This is a genomic window from Humibacter antri, from assembly GCF_054777235.1.
The window spans coordinates 111,095-129,546 of sequence record NZ_BAAHAW010000005.1; the positions used below are offsets into that span (position 1 = coordinate 111,095).

19 protein-coding genes are annotated in these 18,452 nt (G+C 67.8%); 8 read left to right on the plus strand and 11 right to left on the minus strand.

The window, feature by feature from the left end:
- Positions 1-122 precede the first annotated feature (122 nt).
- Positions 123-1,397 (minus strand): D-alanyl-D-alanine carboxypeptidase family protein, encoded by a 1,275-nt coding sequence (locus ACYVDK_RS03345; RefSeq protein ID WP_460517926.1) that lies wholly within the window; start codon positions 1,395-1,397, stop codon positions 123-125.
- A gap of 24 nt (positions 1,398-1,421) precedes the next feature.
- Positions 1,422-2,249 carry a TrmH family RNA methyltransferase gene (locus ACYVDK_RS03350; protein ID WP_460517928.1) on the minus strand — a complete coding sequence of 276 codons (828 nt, stop codon included), beginning with the start codon at positions 2,247-2,249 and terminating at the stop codon, positions 1,422-1,424.
- Positions 2,250-2,318: 69 nt separating this feature from the next.
- Between ACYVDK_RS03350 and ACYVDK_RS03355 the strand changes: the two genes are divergently transcribed.
- The gene (locus ACYVDK_RS03355) at positions 2,319-3,152 is read left to right on the plus strand and encodes an SIR2 family protein (RefSeq protein WP_460517931.1); all 834 of its coding nucleotides are present in this window, start codon (positions 2,319-2,321) and stop codon (positions 3,150-3,152) included.
- 11 nt (positions 3,153-3,163) lie between these two features.
- Positions 3,164-3,787: a histidine phosphatase family protein gene (locus tag ACYVDK_RS03360; RefSeq protein WP_460517934.1), complete on the plus strand. Its 624-nt coding sequence runs from the start codon at positions 3,164-3,166 to the stop codon at positions 3,785-3,787.
- Between the two features lie 6 nt (positions 3,788-3,793).
- Here the strand turns inward: ACYVDK_RS03360 and ACYVDK_RS03365 are convergent, their stop codons facing one another.
- Positions 3,794-4,879: a glycosyltransferase family protein gene (locus tag ACYVDK_RS03365; RefSeq protein WP_460517937.1), complete on the minus strand. Its 1,086-nt coding sequence runs from the start codon at positions 4,877-4,879 to the stop codon at positions 3,794-3,796.
- A complete protein-coding gene (locus ACYVDK_RS03370; RefSeq protein WP_460517940.1) occupies positions 4,876-5,883 on the minus strand; it encodes an alpha/beta fold hydrolase in 1,008 nt (335 codons plus the stop codon). Before ACYVDK_RS03370 ends, ACYVDK_RS03365 begins: the two co-directional genes overlap by 4 nt.
- 151 nt (positions 5,884-6,034) lie before the next feature.
- Between ACYVDK_RS03370 and treS the strand changes: the two genes are divergently transcribed.
- The gene (gene treS, locus ACYVDK_RS03375; protein WP_460517943.1) at positions 6,035-7,741 is read left to right on the plus strand and encodes a maltose alpha-D-glucosyltransferase; all 1,707 of its coding nucleotides are present in this window, start codon (positions 6,035-6,037) and stop codon (positions 7,739-7,741) included.
- A gap of 12 nt (positions 7,742-7,753) precedes the next feature.
- Here treS and ACYVDK_RS03380 read toward each other — a convergent pair whose 3' ends face one another.
- The gene (locus tag ACYVDK_RS03380) at positions 7,754-8,095 is read right to left on the minus strand and encodes a YciI family protein (RefSeq protein ID WP_460517946.1); all 342 of its coding nucleotides are present in this window, start codon (positions 8,093-8,095) and stop codon (positions 7,754-7,756) included.
- A gap of 269 nt (positions 8,096-8,364) precedes the next feature.
- On the opposite strand from ACYVDK_RS03380, the gene ACYVDK_RS03385 reads away from it, so the two are divergent.
- Positions 8,365-9,051 (plus strand): exonuclease domain-containing protein, encoded by a 687-nt coding sequence (locus tag ACYVDK_RS03385; RefSeq protein WP_460517949.1) that lies wholly within the window; start codon positions 8,365-8,367, stop codon positions 9,049-9,051.
- A gap of 60 nt (positions 9,052-9,111) precedes the next feature.
- On the opposite strand, the gene ACYVDK_RS03390 is transcribed toward ACYVDK_RS03385, so the two are convergent.
- The 3 genes from ACYVDK_RS03390 to glgA form a co-directional block, all read right to left on the minus strand.
- Positions 9,112-9,363, minus strand: coding sequence for a 50S ribosomal protein L31 (locus ACYVDK_RS03390; protein ID WP_460517952.1), 252 nt, complete (start codon positions 9,361-9,363; stop codon positions 9,112-9,114).
- Between the two features lie 172 nt (positions 9,364-9,535).
- On the minus strand, positions 9,536-10,336 hold the full coding sequence (locus ACYVDK_RS03395; RefSeq protein ID WP_460517955.1) for an ABC transporter ATP-binding protein: 801 nt from the start codon (positions 10,334-10,336) through the stop codon (positions 9,536-9,538).
- Between the two features lie 53 nt (positions 10,337-10,389).
- On the minus strand, positions 10,390-11,577 hold the full coding sequence (gene glgA / locus ACYVDK_RS03400) for an alpha-maltose-1-phosphate synthase (RefSeq protein WP_460517958.1): 1,188 nt from the start codon (positions 11,575-11,577) through the stop codon (positions 10,390-10,392).
- 109 nt (positions 11,578-11,686) lie between these two features.
- Here glgA and glgC point away from each other — a divergent pair, with 109 nt between their 5' ends.
- Positions 11,687-12,928 carry a glucose-1-phosphate adenylyltransferase gene (gene glgC, locus ACYVDK_RS03405; RefSeq protein WP_460517961.1) on the plus strand — a complete coding sequence of 414 codons (1,242 nt, stop codon included), beginning with the start codon at positions 11,687-11,689 and terminating at the stop codon, positions 12,926-12,928.
- Positions 12,925-13,584 (plus strand): HAD family hydrolase, encoded by a 660-nt coding sequence (gene serB / locus ACYVDK_RS03410; RefSeq protein WP_460517963.1) that lies wholly within the window; start codon positions 12,925-12,927, stop codon positions 13,582-13,584. The genes glgC and serB overlap by 4 nt, the downstream gene beginning before the upstream one ends.
- Positions 13,585-13,687: 103 nt before the next feature.
- On the opposite strand, the gene ACYVDK_RS03415 is transcribed toward serB, so the two are convergent.
- Positions 13,688-15,082, minus strand: a complete 1,395-nt coding sequence (locus tag ACYVDK_RS03415; RefSeq protein WP_460517966.1) for an SURF1 family protein — start codon at positions 15,080-15,082, stop codon at positions 13,688-13,690.
- Positions 15,021-15,731: a beta-ketoacyl-ACP reductase gene (fabG, locus tag ACYVDK_RS03420; RefSeq protein ID WP_460517969.1), complete on the minus strand. Its 711-nt coding sequence runs from the start codon at positions 15,729-15,731 to the stop codon at positions 15,021-15,023. Before fabG ends, ACYVDK_RS03415 begins: the two co-directional genes overlap by 62 nt.
- A 170-nt stretch (positions 15,732-15,901) precedes the next feature.
- Between fabG and ACYVDK_RS03425 the strand changes: the two genes are divergently transcribed.
- Both ACYVDK_RS03425 and ACYVDK_RS03430 read left to right on the plus strand, forming a co-directional pair.
- Positions 15,902-16,369 (plus strand): DUF3099 domain-containing protein, encoded by a 468-nt coding sequence (locus ACYVDK_RS03425; RefSeq protein WP_460517971.1) that lies wholly within the window; start codon positions 15,902-15,904, stop codon positions 16,367-16,369.
- Entirely contained in the window at positions 16,366-16,611 is a 246-nt protein-coding gene (locus ACYVDK_RS03430; RefSeq protein ID WP_460517974.1) for a hypothetical protein, read from the plus strand. Before ACYVDK_RS03425 ends, ACYVDK_RS03430 begins: the two co-directional genes overlap by 4 nt.
- Before the next feature lie 47 nt (positions 16,612-16,658).
- Here ACYVDK_RS03430 and abc-f read toward each other — a convergent pair whose 3' ends face one another.
- Positions 16,659-18,257 carry an ABC-F family ATP-binding cassette domain-containing protein gene (gene abc-f, locus ACYVDK_RS03435; protein WP_460517977.1) on the minus strand — a complete coding sequence of 533 codons (1,599 nt, stop codon included), beginning with the start codon at positions 18,255-18,257 and terminating at the stop codon, positions 16,659-16,661.
- Positions 18,258-18,452: the final 195 nt, after the last annotated feature.

Consider the following 18,452-nt stretch of genomic DNA (forward strand, 5'->3'; position numbering starts at 1 on the left):
CCGCCGGTCGAGCTTGGGCCCCCAACGCCGGTTCCGGCGCGGCGCGAAGCGACGTGACGGCCGTGCGTTAGGGAGCGAAACGAAGCCTGCTGGTTTCGTTAAGCCCGACCGGCGGCATGGCGCTACGGCAGCAACAGCTGCGGGTGGGTCAGCCGCCACGCGAGGCCAGGGTCTTCGACCGCTTTCGACACCGTGAGGGTGCTGCTGAATCTCTGACCGCCGCCGCTGAATGTGACGGTGCCGACGTCATCCCCAGGACTCGCCAGGGTGAAAGGAGCGGAGCGCACGGTCACACTGATGGGTGTGTCGGAGAACACGAAGATGCCTCCCGGCTTCTCGCTCTTCAGCGTCGCCGACTGACCCCAGACGCTTCGATACGTTCCGTAGTCCGAGGTGTTCGCGCCCACCGCCACCTCGTGGAAGCCGGCCTCGACACTCTTCAGCAGAGTGGGAACATCCGTCCACAGGCTCGTGTAGTCGGGCGCTCCAGTCACGACGCCGACGAGCTTCACCGGATGCCCGTGCAGCATGACCGACGCGGCGAACAGCAGGCAGTGACCAGCCTGGTCGGTCCACCCGGTCTTGATCCCGATCACGCCGCCTCGTCCGAGCAGCTGATTGCTGTTGTCGACCGTCCCCGCTCCGGGGAGGTCCGCGGTGGTGGTGTCGACGATGGAGGCGAGCACCGGGTTCGCGATCACAAGCTTGCCGATGCCCACGAGGTCGGGTGGCGTGCTGATGCTGCCAGGGTCCAGGCCGGACGGATCGGTGATGTGGGTGCCTGTGAAACCGTGCGATGCCAGCCACGCGTTCGTGTACGTGAGGTAGGCATCCACCGAACCGAAGCCCCAGTTCGCCAGCGAGATGGCGTAATTGTTGGCGCTGGGCAGCAGCATCGCGGTCAGGGCCTGCTTCTCGGTCAGCTGCTCCCCCGCCTGCACCGGCGCCCAGGAGCCGTCCTCCGACCACACCTGGTGCAGGATGTCGACGTCGGCATCCGTGAAGGTGATGGTGGGTCCTTCGCTCCCCGCCGCGATCGGATGCTTGGCCAGCAGCACGAGCGCCGTGATCGTCTTCGTCATGCTCGCGATCGGCGCTGGGGCCATGCTGCCGTTCTTCACCAGCAGGTCGTTCTGACCCACCATGCCGACCGCGGCGCTGCCCCACGACGGGAACGCCGGCTGCACCGCCGCAGGGCGGATCGTCGTGGAGGCGGATGCCGCCTCGGCGGAGGCGGGCAACGGCGCTATCGCGGTCAGTACCGTGTACGCAGCCGCCGCGACGACCACACCGAGCGTGGTGAACGTGACCAGGCGGCGACGACGGACGCGTCGACGGCGTCGCGCGTCGGGCCGTTCGCGACCGGTGTCTCCCGAATCGCCAGGGGTGTCGTGCACGGCTGTCATGCTACGGCGACCGTCCTATGCATCCGCGTCGCGCGGCGCGGGCACCCGCAACGCGTACAGTGCCACCGCGGCGGCGGAGGCGACGTTCAGTGAATCCACGCCGTGCTCCATCGGGATGGTGACGACGGTGTCCGCGACCGACAGCGCCCGTCGGCTGAGACCGTCGCCCTCCGCACCCATCACGATGGCGACCTTGCGCGGCGGGTCGGCCGCGAACGCTTCGAGACTCACGGCGTCGTCGGCGAGCGCGAGCGCCGCGAGGTGAAAGCCGGCCACGTGCAGCCGGGGTGCGGCATCCTGCCACTCGCCGATGCGTGTCCACGGTACCTGCAGCACGGTGCCCATGCTGACCCGCACGCTCCGGCGGTACAGCGGGTCGGCGCAGCGCGGCGACACGAGCACGGCGTCGGCGCCCAGGCCCGCCACGGCCCGGAAGGCCGCACCCACGTTCGTGTGGTCGACGATGTCTTCGAGCACGACGACTCTGCGGGCACCGGCGAGCACATCCTCCAGCGCAGGGAGTTCGGGACGGTGCATGGCGGCGAGCGCTCCGCGGTGCAGGTGGAACCCGGTCAGTTCCTCCAGCGACTCCTGGGTGCCCACGTACACCGGGACGTCGGGAAAGCCTTCCAGGACCGGCTCCAGATCGGGCAGCCACCGCTGAAGCAGGAGAACGGAGCGCGGGATGTGCCCGGCCGCCAGCGCACGCCTGATCACTTTCGTCGACTCGGCCAGGTAGAGACCGCCGGCGGGTTCGAGCGCTCGCCGCAGGGCGACATCCGTGAGCCGCGTGTAGTCGGTCAGCTCAGGGGCGTCGACCGTGTCGATGGGGATGATGCGCATGACGTCCAGGGCGGGGAAACATATCCGAAAACTGCACTGTTTACACTGACGACGAACGAGGGAGCTTCAGTGAGCACAGCGGTGACGACGGATGCGACGATCGAGTCCGTCATCGACATCCTCGCAGACCGCTCCGTCGCCGTGCTGACCGGTGCTGGGATCTCCACCGACTCCGGCATTCCGGACTACCGCGGTGAGGGCGCACCACGGCGCATGCCGATGTCGTTCTCGCGGTTCCTCGGTGACGCGCGTTCCCGCAAGCGCTACTGGGCGGGCAGCCACCTCGGGTACGCCCGATTCCGCGCCGCCGAGCCGAACGCCGGACACTTCGCCCTGGCCGACCTGGAGTCCGCGGGTGTGATCCCGGGCGTGATCACGCAGAACGTGGACGGGCTGCACACGCGCGCAGGTTCGCGCCGGGTGGTGCCGCTGCACGGCACGATGGACCGTGTTCTCTGCCTGCGCTGCGGCCAGATGTTCGCCAGAGACGATATCGCCGCGCAGATCGACCGACTCAATCCCTGGCTGACGCAGCCGGATGCGGTCACCATCGCACCCGACGGAGACGCCGAGGTGAACGACGTCGACTCGTTCGTCATCCCCGAGTGCAGCGTGTGCGGCGGGGCGTTGAAGCCCGACGTCGTGTTCTTCGGCGAGTTCGTGCCGCCGCTGCGCTTCGAGGCGGCACGTGAGCTCGTCGACGGTGCTGACGCACTGCTCGTCGCCGGGTCGTCGCTGGCGGTGAACTCCGGCATCCGTCTCGTCGAACAGGCTCGTCGCCGTAGGCTGCCGATCGTGGTGGTGAATCGCGGTGAGACGAGGGGCGATGCGCGAGCGACGCTGAAACTGGATGCCGGCACGTCCGAGACCCTGGTCGCCCTGGCCGACGCGCTGATCCGGTGAGCTCCGCGCAGGTGAATAAAGCAGAGGAGAACACGCAGGCGAAGAGCGAGACCCGGCTCACACTCGTCAGGCACGGCGAGACGGACTGGAACCGTCAACGACGCATCCAGGGCTCGACGGATGTGCCGCTCAACGCAGTCGGAATGGCGCAGGCCCGCGCAGCCGGCCTCTCCCTCATCGGAACGGACTATGTGGCGCTGTACTCGAGCCCGCAGGTGCGGGCGGTCGAGACCGCCCGCATCATTGCGGAGACGCTCGGCATGGGCCAGCCCATCGTGCGCGACGACCTGCGCGAACGCTCGTTCGGACCGGCCGAGGGCCTGACCGACGGGGAGATCGCGGAGCGCTTTCCGCACGGCATCCCCGATCAGGAGTCCAGAGAATCCGTCGTCGACCGCGCGCTGCCCGTTCTTGAGGAGATCGCGGATCGACACCCCGGTGAGGCCGTCCTCGTGGTGACGCACGGCGCCGTGATCGGTTCGCTGGTGCGCCGGCTGAGCGGCGACGCGCATCCGCTACGAGGCCAGCCGATCGTGAACCTCTCGCTCAGCCACTTCACGCACTCCGCTGGAGGCCTGCGCGTCGGAGACATCAATGTTCCTTCGCACGATCCGGCCGCGCTCACCGCGGAGTAGTCGCGCTCAGCCCGCCGAGTCCTTGCCGCCGTCGACCTCCGTCAGCACGCGCAGAAGCGTGGCTGCCGACGCCGCCCAGGTGTAACGGGATGCCGCGGCCACGCTGAGCCTGGATCGTTCCTCCCACTCCCCCGGCCGTTCGAGTCGACGCACTGCGGCGGCGATGCCGGCCGCGTCGTCCGCCGCCGCGTACAGGGCCGCGTCTGCCCCGATCTCGCGAAAGATCGGGATGTCGCTCACCACGGCGGGCGTGCCGACCCGCATCGCCTCCACCACCGGGATGCCGAAACCCTCGTCATGCGAGGCGGTGACCAGCGCCGTCGACTGCAGCAGCGTGGCGAAGTACTCCTCGTCGCTGGCGCCGTCGTGGAACACGAGCCGGGCATCCGGCGCCACGGCCACCAGGCGTTCGCGCTGCGCGTCGGTGATGCGGCTCATGAGGTGCAGTTCGTAGTCCGGCAGCAGGGCCGCCGCACGCACGAGGGTCTCGACGTTCTTGTACGGCATGAACGAGCCCATGTACACCAGCGACTTCGTCGCAGGCGAGGTGCGGGCAGCCTCCGGAAGGCCGGCCGGCACCACAGGGGCGTTCGGCACGACGTGCACCGGCCTGCGGGTCAGGCGATGCCGGGCGATGAGGCCGGCCGTGGTGTGCGAGACCGCGACGACCGCGTCAGCACGGTTCAGCAGCATCCGCTGCGGCCACCACGACAGGTGGTAGAGCCGCCACAGCCCGCGCACGAACGCCGGCAGGTCGCGCGGCGGGGTGCGGTGCCGGTAGTAGATGAGGTCGTGCACCGTCTTGATCAGCCGGTACCGGCGGCCGAGCGAACCCATGGTCTGCATAGGTGTGAAGACGATGTCGGGCCGCAGCTTGTTGACCTGCAGAGCCACGAGCGGTTCGCGTGCGCTCGTCGGCGACGTCGCCAGCGACCACGGCAGGCTCGGCAGCATGTCGAGCTGGGCCGTGTCGCTGATCAGCATCGTGACGTCGTGCAGCCTGCCGAGCTCTTCGACGAGGGATGCCGAGTAGCGGCTGATCCCGTCGTGCCTGCCGATGCGGGTGTAGCGGCAGTCGAAGACGATCCTCATGCCGGGTCGCTCGTCGCATCGCGGTCGTGCCCGCCTCCGGTTTGCTGCCCGGGTTTCCCGACGTGCTGCTCGGGCTTCTCGGCTTCGTGGTCGGCGACGAAGCCGCGGATGCTCTCGACCGCAGCCTCCGGCGCCTCGTAGTGCACCAGGTGGCCGACGCCGTGCACCACGCGCAGGCGGGCATCCGGAAAAAGGGTCTGCAGCCGGCGCTGCGCCGACAGCGGTGTGATGTCGTCGCGGTCGGCGGCGACGAGGAGCACCGGCTCGCCGATGTGGCCGGCGTACTCCGACACGTCGTGGCTCACGGATGCCCGGAAAGCCTCGAGCACGACCGCCCGGTTCGCGAACGCGCTGAAGTATCGCGCGTGCTGGTCGTGGATCCAGCTGCGCAACGAGCGGTCCTTCGTCTTCGCCATCGCCTCGCTCATGACGCGCACGATCAGCCGGTTGCGCAGCAGACCGAATCCGATGCGCTCCGGCAGGGTCGCGCCCAGCCAGTAGTAGAAGATGGCCAGCCGTGTGAACACCGCGCGCGGACCCTTCAGCGCGGGCGCGCCGATCGGGTTCACGAGCACGACGAGGTCGGGTCGTCTCGTCTCGTGCGATCGCTGTGCCAGCATGGCCGCCACGACGATCGAGCCGAACGAGTGCCCGAGCAGCACGAACCCGCCTGCGGGGTCGACAGCGGGATCGACAGTGGCGAGGAATGCGCGCAGCCAGGTCGCGTATCCGTCGATGTCGTGCGTGCTCTCGAGGGGTTCGGAATCGCCGAACCCCGGCAGATCGGGCACAATGACACGGAACTCCGGGAGCCGCGCAGCGATCGGCTCGAGACCGTGGTGATCGCCGCGGAAGCCGTGCACGAGCACGATCGTGGTGCCGGCATCCTCGTCGCCGTACTCCCAGAATGCGGTGCGCGAACCGTCGACCTGCGCTGAGAGCTTTCGAGGATGCGGGTGCCCGCTGGGAGGCACGGCGGCCGCCGGCACGGAACGGTTCGACATCAGCACAAGTGTAGGCGGGCGAGGATGCGACTCCTGAGCGTGCGCAGCACGCCCGGAACGCGTGCCCGGCATAGACTTTTGTGGAAAGCGTCAGTCGCGGACGATGCGCCACTCCACCCACCAGAAATCGCCTTCGCAGGAGGACCCGTACGTGACCTTCACCGCACCGATCCAGCTGCCCGGCCTCACGCTGGATCCGCAATGGTATCGACGCGCAGTGTTCTACGAGGTGATGGTGCGCTCGTTCGTCGACAGCAACGGCGACGGTACGGGCGACATCCAGGGCCTCGTCTCCAAGCTGGACTACCTGCAGTGGCTGGGCGTGGACGCGCTGTGGCTGCCGCCGTTCTTCGTCTCGCCGCTGCGTGACGGAGGGTACGACGTTGCCGACTACCGATCGATCATGCCCGAGTTCGGCACGCTCGACGAGTTCCAAGACCTGGTGACCAAGGCCCACGAGCGCAACATGCGGGTGATCATCGACCTGCCGCTGAACCACACGAGCGACCAGCACGAGTGGTTCCAGGCGTCGCGAAGCGACCCCGACGGTCCGTACGGCGACTTCTACGTGTGGAGCGACTCCGACGAGAAGTGGCCGGACATCCGCATCATCTTCACCGACACAGAAGAGTCGAACTGGGCGTTCGACTCCGAACGCCGGCAGTTCTTCTTCCATCGGTTCTTCTCGCACCAGCCCGACCTGAACTTCAACAACCCTGCCGTGCACGAGGCCGTCTTCGAGATCGTGCGGTTCTGGCTCGACATGGGCGTCGACGGCTTTCGGCTGGATGCCGTCCCCTACCTCTACGAGTCCGACGAGGGCAACGGAGAGGGCGAGCCACCCACCCACGAGTTCATCAAGCGGCTTCGCGCCATGCTCGATCGCGACTATCCAGGACGCGTCATGATCGCAGAGGCGAACCAGTGGCCGCGCGAGGTCTCCGCGTTCTTCGGCACTCAGGAGGAGCCGGAGTGCCACATGGCCTTCGACTTTCCGGTGATGCCGCGGATCTTCTACTCATTGCGCTCTCAACGAGCGGACGAACTGGTGCGAGTTCTGTCGGAGACGACCGACATCCCGGACGGCGCCGGCTGGGGCGTGTTCCTGCGCAACCACGACGAGCTGACGCTCGAGATGGTCAGCGAGGAGTACCGCCAGGCGATGTACGGCTGGTATGCGTACGACCCTCGGATGCGCGCCAACATCGGCATCAGGCGCCGCCTGGCTCCCCTCCTGGACAACTCCCGTGCCGAGCTCGAGCTTGCGCACGCCCTGCTGTTCTCGCTTCCCGGTACCCCATTCCTGTACTACGGCGACGAGATCGGCATGGGCGACAACATCTGGCTGCCCGACCGCGACTCATCGCGCACCCCGATGCAGTGGACGCCCGACCGGAACGCCGGCTTCTCCACCGCCGATCCCGGCAAGCTCTACCTGCCGGTGGTGCAGTCGCTCGTCTACCACTTCAACCAGGTGAACGTGGAGGCGCAGCTGGCGCAGTCCCGCTCGCTCCTGCACTGGGTGCGCAACGTGATCTACGTGCGCAAGGCGCATCCGGTGTTCGGGCTCGGCTCCATCACGGTGCTGCCCACCGACCACTCCTCGGTGCTGGCGTTCGTGCGCTCGTACGGCGGAAGCGGAACGGTCTTCGGCGACCAGCCGGAGAACGTGCTCTGCGTGTTCTCGTTCTCGCACAACCCGGTCTCGGTGACTCTGGATGCCCCCGATCACGCCGGCAGTGCGCTCTACGATCTCTTCGGCGGCGGGCAGTTCCCCACGGTCGCCGACGATGGCCGGTTCACCCTCACGCTCGGCACGCAGAGCTTCTACTGGCTGCACATCGAGGCACCGCGCTAGGCACGGAGCGTCTCAGACCAACGGGTCGAACTGGAACTCTCGAAGCTCCTGCCGACACCGGCAGGCTTCGGCGATGCGGGATGCCCACTCCACGGCCTCCTCGCGCGTGGGGACGTCGATCACAGTGAATCCTCCGCTGAACTGCGCGTTCTGTGGGTAGGTGCCGTCGCTCACGCGGCGGTCAGCGGCCACACGTACGGGCGCGACGTCGTCGTTGAGCCCGCCGGTGAAGAGGAGCACTCCTGCCCCCTTCGCGTCCCTGACGACGGCGTGTGCCGCGTCGGCCACGGCGGGAAGCTCCTCCGGAGCGACATCCATCACACCGCTCGGAAACGAGATCAGATATCGGGTCATCGTCGTCCCTCCTGCCGGTCAAGCAAACGATCGGACTCCAAAGAATTCGAAAGGCTACCCGCGATCGTACGCTCAGTCAGTCCCCTGGCGATGCCTAGGGGACGGGCAGGACAGGACCTGACGGACCCGGAGGATCGAGCTCGCCCGATCGCTCGATTCGGGACCAAGTGACCGCGACGGCTCTCGCGCGCGAACGGCTCTACCCGCGCATGACGACGAGCCGTCGTGGCTCCGCACCGATGACAGTGGTGGTCCATAACGTTGCAGCCATGAAGCAATGGCACGACGAGCTGGGCGTATTCGATCTGGAGACCACGGGCGTCGACATCGACACGTCGCGCATCGTCTCGGCGCATGTCGGCGTGCTGGACGCCGCCGGCGATGTCGTCGAGCGGCTCGACTGGCTGGTGAATCCCGGCGTGCCCATCCCCGAGGCCGCTACGGCCGTGCACGGCATCACCACCGAGCGAGCACGCGCAGAGGGGCGCGAGCCTGCCGAGGCCGTTCTCGAGATCGTGACGGCGCTTCGCGCTCTGCTGAGTCGGGGCATCCCGATCGTCGCGTACAACGCGCCTTACGACTTCTCGCTTCTGCGTCGCGAGGCGTTGCGGCACGGCGTGGAGCCGCTTCGGGATCCTTCCCCCATCGTCGATCCGTTCGTGATCGACAAGGCGGTCGACAAGTACCGTCGAGGCAAGCGCACGCTCACCCTGACCGCCGGTCACTATGGTGTGAGCCTCGTCGGTGCGCACGATGCGGGCGCGGACGCCGTTGCAGCGGGACGCGTCGCGCAGGCGATCGCCCGCGCATACCCCACCGAGCTCAGCGTCGACGTGGCCGAACTGCACAGGCTGCAGGTGCGGTGGTGCCAGGAGCAGGCCGAGGACTTCCAGGCCTACATCAGGCGGGTGAAGGATCCCCTGTTCACGACGACGGGCACGTGGCCCTGCCGCTGAAAGTCGCCGGAACGCGCGAAGAGGGCGGCCGATCGATCGGCCGCCCTCTTCGCGTCGGTACTACTTGCCGAAGTTCTTGAAGCGCTGGTTGAACTTCTCAACGCGGCCCGCGCTGTCGAGGATGCGCTGCTTGCCCGTGTAGAAGGGGTGCGACGCGCTGGAGATCTCGACGTCGATCACGGGGTAGGTGTTGCCGTCCTCCCAGTCGATCGTCTTCTCGCTGGTGACGGTCGAACGGGTCAGGAACGTGGCACCGGAAGCGAGGTCACGGAAGACCACCGGCGCGTAATCGGGGTGAATGTCAGACTTCATCAGGACTTCCTCGAATGCTGCGGATCAGAATGCTGGGAAACGGAACTCGATGCGCACCGCGGTAAGGGGCACCAAAACTGTATGGGCCGGAATGAGCATCCACGGCCGAAGAACGAGTTTAGCAGAGACGCGACGCTGCCCCTGACTGAGGGTGGCGTAGAAGGATCTGTGCTCAGGTGACCGCGTCCGTGCGGGCACGAGCCGCATAACGGCCGCGGTCCGACGAGACCTCGATCGGCAGTGCGAACGTCTCGCTGAGCTTCTCCGCGGTCAGAGTCTCTTCCAGCGGCCCCGCCGCGACGACCTTGCCGGAGTTGAGAAGAAGCACGTGGGTGAACCCGGTCGGGATCTCCTCCGCGTGGTGCGTCACCACGATCATCGCCGGCGAGCGCGAGTCGCCGGCGTAGCCGCCGAGCAGCATCACGAGCTCTTCCCGCGAACCGAGGTCGAGGCTGGCCGCAGGTTCGTCCAGGATCAGCAGTTCGGGGTCGGTCATCACTGAGCGGGCGATCTGCACCCGCTTCTGCTCGCCGTCGCTGAGCGTGCCGAAGGCCCTGTCGGTCAGCGACTCGAGCTTCCATTCGGCAAGCACTCGCCTGGCACGGCGGGTGTCGATGTCTTCGTACTCCTCGTTCCAGCGCCCGGTCACCGAGTATGCGGCGGTGAGCACGACGTCGAGCACCGTCTCGCGCTTCGGGATGCGCTTCGCCAGCGCACTGGAGGCATAGCCGATACGCGGCTTCAGCTCGGCGAGGTCGGCCTTGCCGAGCCCTTCGTCGAGCACTGTGACGGTGCCGGATGTGGGATGCGACGCCGCAGCCGCCAACTGCACGAGCGTCGTCTTGCCGGCGCCGTTCGGTCCGAGGATGACCCATCTCTGGTCCGCGGTGACCGTCCAGTCCACCTGGTCCAGGATCGCGTTCCCGTCGCGCACGACAGACACGGAGTTGAACGAGAGGACGGTGTTCGACATGGCATCTAGCCTAGGTGTTGCCGGAAGCGGGATGTGTCGATCGCAGTGCCGCGTCACTGCGCGGTGAGGCGGCGGTACAGGTCGAGTGTCTGCTCTGCGATCGCGGGCCACCCGAACTGCGTCTGGGCACGCAATCGGCCCGCGCTCCCCTGCTCACGGGCGCGATCCGGGTCCGACACCGTCTCGGTGAGGGCGTCCGCGAGATCGGCGACGAAGTGTTCGGGATCCAGCGGGGTGCCGGTGCCGTCCGTGGCCTGGTCGATCGGAACCAGACGCCCCGTGACTCCGTTCTCCACCACCTCGGGGATACCGCCGGTCGCCGTCGCCACGACGGGGAGCCCGCACGCCATGGCCTCGAGGTTCACGATGCCGAGCGGCTCGTAGACCGAGGGGCAGACGAAGGCCGTTGCGGCACTGAGCAGTGCGGCGAGCTCGTTCTGCTTCAGCATCCGGTCGATCCACACCACTGCATCGCGAGATGCCTGGAGTTCGTGCACCAACCCCTCGACCTCGGCCATGATCTCGGCCGTATCGGGCGCGCCCGCGCACAGCACCAGCTGCACCTCGGGCGGAAGCGCGGCGGCAGCCCGCAGGAAGTACGGCAAGCCCTTCTGTCTGGTGATGCGGCCGACGAAGATCACGGTCGGCCGGTCGGGGTCGACGCCGAGCGGGCGCACCAGGTCTGGCTCATCGACCCTGCGCCACTTCTCGATGTCGATACCGTTGTAGATCACGTGCGTGCGTGCGGGGTCCACGTCGGGGTACACCCGCAGGATGTCGCGCCGCATGCCCTCGCTCACGGCGATCACGGCATCCGCCGCCTCGTACGCGTCCCGTTCCATCCAGCTCGAGATGCGGTATCCGCCACCGAGTTGCTCGGCCTTCCACGGGCGCAGCGGCTCCAGACTGTGCGCGGTGACCACGTGCGGGATCCCGTGCAGCATGCTCGCCAACCGCCCGCCGCGATTCGCGTACCAGGTGTGCGAGTGCACGAGGCTCGCGCCGCCGGCATCCTGCGCGAACTGCAGGTCGACGCCCAGCACGCCGAGTGTCGCGTTCGCGCCTGTCAGCTCGGCGGGGACCAGGTATCCCGTGGTGTCGGCCTCATCGCGCGGCCCGCCGAAGCACCGTACCTGCACCTCGATCGATCTGCGCAGCGCCCGCACCAGCTCGGTCACATGCACACCGGCACCGCCGTAGACGTCCGGCGGATATTCCCTGGTCAAGACGTCCACGCGCATGTCGTCGACGGTAGCGCGAGTGGTGACGCACCGCACCAACTCGAAGAGGGAACACCCCCTGGGGCCACACCCTTACGGCGCCCCGCTGAGGTCGGTCTAGTGTTGTGCCATGACGGGCAAGAAGATCTTCGGCATCGTGCTGGCGGGGGGCGAAGGCAAACGCCTGATGCCGTTGACGGCGGACCGGGCCAAGCCCGCCGTGCCGTTCGGCGGCCAGTACCGATTGATCGATTTCGCACTCTCGAACCTCATCAATTCCGGGCTGAGACAGATCGTCGTGCTCACCCAGTACAAGTCGCACAGCCTGGACCGGCACGTGTCGCAGACCTGGCGCATGTCGGGACTTCTCGGCTCCTACATCGCATCGGTGCCCGCCCAGCAACGGCTCGGCAAGCGGTGGTTCTCCGGATCGGCTGACGCCATCCTGCAGAGCCTGAACCTGATCAGAGACGAGAAGCCTGACATCGTGGTGGTGGTGGGCGCTGACCACGTCTACCGCATGGACTTCGCTCAGATGCTGGATGCCCACGTCTCCTCGGGCGCGGCGGCCACCGTCGCCGCCATCCGGCAGCCGATCTCGCTGGCGAATCAGTTCGGGGTGCTCGAGGTCGACCCGCGGCAGTCGGACCGCATCGCAGCGTTCCGTGAGAAGCCGAACGACCCGGTCGGCCTGCCGGACGCGCCCGACGAGGTGCTGGCATCGATGGGCAACTACGTCTTCGACGCGCAGGCGCTCATCGACGGGGTGCAGCGCGACGGCGAGCGGCCGGACTCCAACCACGACATGGGCGGCGACATCATTCCGGACTTCGTCTCACGAGGCGAGGCGGGCGTCTACGACTTCAAGCGCAATGACGTTCCGGGCTCGACCGAACGCGACCGCTACTACTGGCGCGATGTGGGAACGATCGACTCGTTCTTCGAGGCGCATCAGGATCTCGTTTCGGCGCTCCCGATCTTCAACCTCTACAACGACGACTGGCCCATCTTCAGTCAGCAGCTCAACTCGCCACCGGCGAAGCTGGTGCGCGATGTGCGGGGTGCGATCGGAACGACGATCGACTCGATCGTCTCGCTCGGCTCGGTGATCAGCGGTGCGCATCTGGAGCGCAGCGTGCTGGGTCCGTGGGCGAAGGTGGAGTCCGGCGCGCACGTTGTCGACTCGGTCATCTTCGACCGTGCCGTGATCGAGCCGAACGCGTTCGTCGGCCGGGCTATCCTCGACAAGGACGTCATCGTGAGCGAGGGGGCGAAGATCGGCGTCGACCCGGAGCGCGACCGCGCCCGCGGTTTCACGATCACGCCGTCCGGTCTCACGGTCGTCGGCAAGGGAGTGCACGTCGTTCCATGAGCGCAGCCGAGTCCGCCTCCGCACGTCTTCTCGTGGTGCTCGATGTGGATTCCACGCTCATCCACGACGAAGTCATCGAACTGCTCGCCGAGCACGCCGGCGCCGGTGAACGCGTAGCCGACATCACCGAGCGCGCCATGCGGGGCGAACTCGACTTCGAGCAGAGCCTGCGCGAGCGGGTGGCCGCGCTGCGCGGCCTCAGTGAGGACGTCTTCGCGGATGTCGCGCGCCGCATCCGGATCACCGACGGCGTGCCCGAACTGGTCGAAGCGGTGCACTCGGCGGGCGGACTGGTGGGTGTCGTCTCCGGCGGCTTCCACGAGCTCGTCGACGGCCTGGCCGGGCGCCTCGGACTGGACAGGTGGCGGGCCAACCGGCTCGAGGTCGTGGGCGGTGTGCTCACGGGCGCCGTCGACGGACCCGTCGTCGACGCGGCCGCGAAGGAGAGAGCACTCACCGAGTGGGCGCTGGATGCCGGTGTGCCTGGCACCAGGACCGTCGCGATCGGAGACGGCGCGAACGATCTGCGCATGATGGCGGCCGCCGCGCTGTCTGTGGCGTTCTGTGCCAAACCCGCCGTGCGGGCCGCTGCCGACGTGGCGGTGGACAGCCGTGACCTGTCGCAGGTTCTGCCGCTGCTCGGCCTGCGCGGTTGAGGTGCGACCCGGGCCCGACGGGCTCGGAAGTGCCTCTCGGACGGCGATGAGCTGATCGCTTGAGCGCACCGGTTCGCCGAGGCAGCCCCAGGGTTCGGGCGCCTCAGGATCCGGCGCCGCGATCGCCCGGCCCAGGAGCATCCGGCGCCGAGGGACCCGGCTTGTCGCCCTGCTCCGGTTGCGAGTCGGCGGCTCCGAGCACCAGCACGCCCCCGTGCTGCGACGGATGCTCATCGACCGCGTCCCGCTCATCGACTTCGTCAGCCGCATCGAACGGGATCGGCGTTCCGGTCAGGGCGGGCTTCGGCGCGGCGCCCGGCTCGATCGCCGTGCCTGCTCGGCCCATCCATCTGCTCAGCGGCACGAAGCCGTCGAGCGACTCGTCCTCGACCTCCTCGTCGGTGAACGCCTTGCGAGCCCGCTTGCGCACCCGTTCCGCCTCGCGCCGCTGCTCCTCCGGATCGTCCGCGTTGATCCTGCGGAACTCCCGCACCGCACCTCGCCACAGCACGAAGAATCCGATCAGCACGAAGAACAGCCACTGGATCATGTACGAGTAGTGATATCCGACGCCTTCGGCGGGCGGCGTGGCCTGGATGCGCGCGAGCCCTTCGGCGGACGACCGCGGCGACACGATAACGCCCCATGCGCCCGAATACACGCGGCCGCCCGCGACGGGAGCGAGCTCCGACAGATCGACGGACTCGATCTGATTCGCGCTCACTCCGCCCTCGCCGCGTTTCGCCTGGCTGGCCTGCAGCCGGGCGACGAGATCCACGGTTCCCGTCGGAGGCTGCGGCCGCGACACAGGCTCGGCTCCGTTTCCGGATGCCGCGACCCAGCCACGGTCGACGAGGAAGGTCGCGCCCGATTCGAGCCGGAAGGCCGTGATCACGTCGAATCCGCTCTGGCTGCTGCGCACGCTGTTGCGAAGGTAGTACTGGTGGCCGGCATCCCAGTGGCCGCGCATGCTCACCGCGCGCCACACCTGACCCGGCGAATACGACGACAGGGTGGGGAGGGCGTTCGTGAGCGGAACGGTGTCCGCGCCGAAGTTGGCCGAGTACAGGTGGTTGTCGGCGGATGCCTCTCGTCCTCGGTCGTACTGCCACAGCGCGAGGCCGCCGCAGATCAGGGCGAAGACGACGGTCGCGGCGAAATAGGCGATCCAGCGCCCGGTGCGCAGGAACTGCCACCCGGTGAGGCCCTCGGTCACTACGTCGTAGACGGCGGCAGGTTTCGCGACCGCACCCTGTGCGACGGTGCGACGGGTCAGGTCGCTCGCCGTGCGTGCGACGGCGTCACCCGGATGCCTGTCGGTAGACGTGCTCGGTCCTCTCTCGTTCTCGAAGATCGACGCTAGTCGGTGTTGCTGTGGGATGCCCTGGTCGGTGGGATGCCCGGCGCGGGCAACACGGGAAACGGATGTCGGGGTGCTAGTGGCCCATCCCCATGCCGCCGTCGACGGGGATGACCGCGCCTGTGATGAATCCGGCATCATCGGACGCCAGCCAGGCGACCGCCTTGGCGACCTCGGACGGATGACCGAAACGCCCCGCAGGGATCGCCTTCTTGTAGTCGGCCTGCTGCTCATCGGGCAGCGCAGCGGTCATGTCCGTCTCGATGAAGCCGGGAGAGACGACGTTCGTCGTGATGCCGCGGCCACCGAGTTCGCGGGTGAGCGACCGGGCGAAACCGACGAGGCCGGCCTTCGAAGCGGCATAGTTCACCTGACCGGGCGAGCCGTACAGGCCGACCATGCTGGAAATGAGCACGATGCGGCCGAAGCGAGCCTTGAGCATCCCCTTCGACGCGCGCTTCACGACGCGGAACGCGCCGCCGAGGTTCGTGTCGACCACAGCGTCGAAGTCGTCGTCGCTCATGCGCATCAGAAGGGTGTCACGGGTGATGCCGGCGTTCGCAACGACCACCTCGACCGGGCCCAGTTCCGCCTCGACGGCGGTGAACGCCGCGTCGACCTGTTGGCTGTCGGTGACGTCCGCGCGCACCGTGAGTGATCCGGCCGGTCCCTCGCCGCTGCGCGCAGTCACCGCTACCCGGTGTCCCTGCGCAGTGAACTCCTCGGCGATGGCGCGGCCGATGCCGCGGTTCCCTCCGGTGATCAGCACGGTGCGGGGTGTCGTCATGGGGCATTCCTCGTGATGTCGGCGGTGGGTGCGATCGCCGGTCCAGTCTACGAGGACGACGCGCGACATCCGCGTGCAGACGGCCGCCCCGAGCTCGTTCGTGCCGGGGCCAGGCACGTAGGCTGGAAGGGCGGAACGCGCGGGCGATCCGCTCCCCCAGGAGCCATGCGATGAAACATCAGTCGATCACGTCGTTGCCGCCGGCACCGGCGGCCGATCGGGGCCACCGCATGCTCGAGTACACGGTGATGATGTCGATCCGGGTGCTCTGCTTGATCTCTCTGCTCTGGGTGCGTGGCTGGTGGATCCTGATCCCCGCAGCGGGCGCCGTCTTCCTGCCGTACTTCGCGGTCGTGGTCGCCAACGTGGCGAGGTCGAAGCCGTCGGAACCGGAGCGCCCCGGCAGCATCGTGCGCATGGACGGCGTTCCTGGCGCCGCCACCTGGGAGCCGACCGACGAGGAAGCGCAGCAGAGTGCGCCCGAACAGGACAGGGAGCACGATCGGGAGAACGAGTCTCGGCCGCCGCATTCCGAGTCGGAGCATCCTGAGCCGCGGCAGCAACCCGGACGGCCCCGGCCGGACGAAGGTGGACGGCCTGCGCAGCAGGGCAGAACCGACCAGGACCCGCCGGCATGAGCCTGCTCGACGCGCTCGGCGGCGGGCCGGAGACGCCCACCTGCTCGCGTGCCGGTTGCCGCGATCAGGCGATGTGGCGCATCGATTGGCGAAACCCGCGCATCCACGCCGAAGACCGCCGCAAGACCTGGCTCGCTTGCGATGGGCACGTCGAGTACCTGCGCGGATTCCTCGCCTCGCGCGACTTCCCGCTGACGGTGGAATCGCTGAAGGATCGCCCGGCCGACGCCGGTCACGCGTAGCTCACGCCAGCGCGATCAGGTCGCTCACGCCAGCGCGATCAGGTCGCTCACGCCAGCGCGATCAGGTCCGCGTAGTCGGCATTCCAGTGATCTTCGACCCCGTCGGGGAGGATCAGCACCCGCTCCGGATTGAGCGCCTCCACGGCTCCGGGGTCGTGTGAGACCAGCACTACGGCCCCCTCGTAGTGCGCGAGGGCATCCAGAATCTGCTCACGGCTCGCCGGGTCGAGGTTGTTGGTCGGCTCGTCGAGCAGCAGCACGTTCGCTCCCGAGACCACGATCATGGCCAGCGCGAGCCGCGTCTTCTCGCCTCCCGAGAGCACGCCTGCCGGCTTGTGCACGTCGTCGCCGGTGAAGAGGAATGACCCGAGAACCTTGCGCGCCTCGGTCTCGGTGAGATTCGGCGAACTGGAGACCATGTTCTGCAGCACGGAACGACCCACGTCGATGGTCTCGTGCTCCTGCGCGTAGTAACCGATGCGCAGTCCGTGACCGGGCTCGATGGAACCCGTGTCGGGCACGTCGATGCCGCCCAGGATGCGCAGCAGCGTCGTCTTGCCCGCGCCGTTCAGCCCGATCACGACCACCTTCGACCCGCGATCGATCGCAAGGTCTACTGCGGTGAAGATCTCCAGTGAGCCGTAGCTCTTCGAGAGGTCTGACGCCATCAGCGGCGTGCGTCCGCAGGCCGCGGGCGTCGGGAACCGCAGCTTGGCTACACGGTCCGCCTGGCGCACCTCCTCCAGCCCGTTCAGCAGACGCTCCGCGCGCGCCACCATCTGGTGCGCGGCGGCCGCTTTGGTGGCCTTGGCACCGAACTTCGCAGCCTGCGCCTGCAGTGCCGACGCCTTCTTCTCCGCGTTCGCTCGTTCCTTCTTGCGACGCTCCTCGTCGGCCGCTCGCTGGGTGAGGTACGCCTTCCAGCCCATGTTGTAGATGTCGATGACCTGGCGGTTGGCATCCAGATAGAAGACCTTGTTGACGGTCTCGCCGACGATCTCGACGTCGTGGCTGATCACGATCAGCCCGCCCTTGTAGCTCTTCAGAAAGTCGCGAAGCCAGACCACCGAATCCGCGTCGAGGTGGTTGGTCGGCTCGTCGAGGATCATGGTGTCGGCATCCGAGAACAGGATGCGCGCGAGCTCGATGCGGCGCCGCTGGCCGCCGGAAAGGGTGCGCAACTGCTGATCGAGGATGCGATCCGGCAGCGACAGGTTGTGCGCGATCGATGCGGCCTCCGCTTCCGCGGCGTATCCGCCCTGCGCTTCGAATCGCTCGGTGAGGTTCGCATAGCGCCGCATGGCCTTCTCGGCCGTCGCCTGGTCGTCGGACGCCATGCCCATCGACGCCTCGTGCATGCCCAGTGCGAGCGTGCCGAGGCCTCGGGCATCGAGGATGCGTGTGCGCGCCAGCATGTCGGGATCGCCCGTACGCGGATCCTGCGGCAGGTATCCGATGTCATCCGATCGCTCGACGCGACCGTCGCTGGGCAGCAGATCACCGGCGAGCACCTTCGTGAGCGTGGTCTTGCCCGCCCCGTTGCGCCCGACGAGGCCGATCTTGTCGCCCGCCGCCACGCGGAACGTCACGCCCGACATCAGACTGCGTGCGCCGACGCGGATCTCGAGGTCGTGCACGGCGAGCACAGGCGTGGTCCAGTTCTGTCGGTGTGAGTGGATGGCGCGCGAATGCGCGCATCAATGTTACCGGAGCGGTCGAATCCCGCGGGTTGAGCTTGTCGAAACCCGGTGGTGCGGTTTCGACAAGCTCAACCCACGGGAGTCGGATTCAACCCGCGGGAGTCGGATTCAACCCGCGGAGGTCAGGACCGGCCGGTCGCA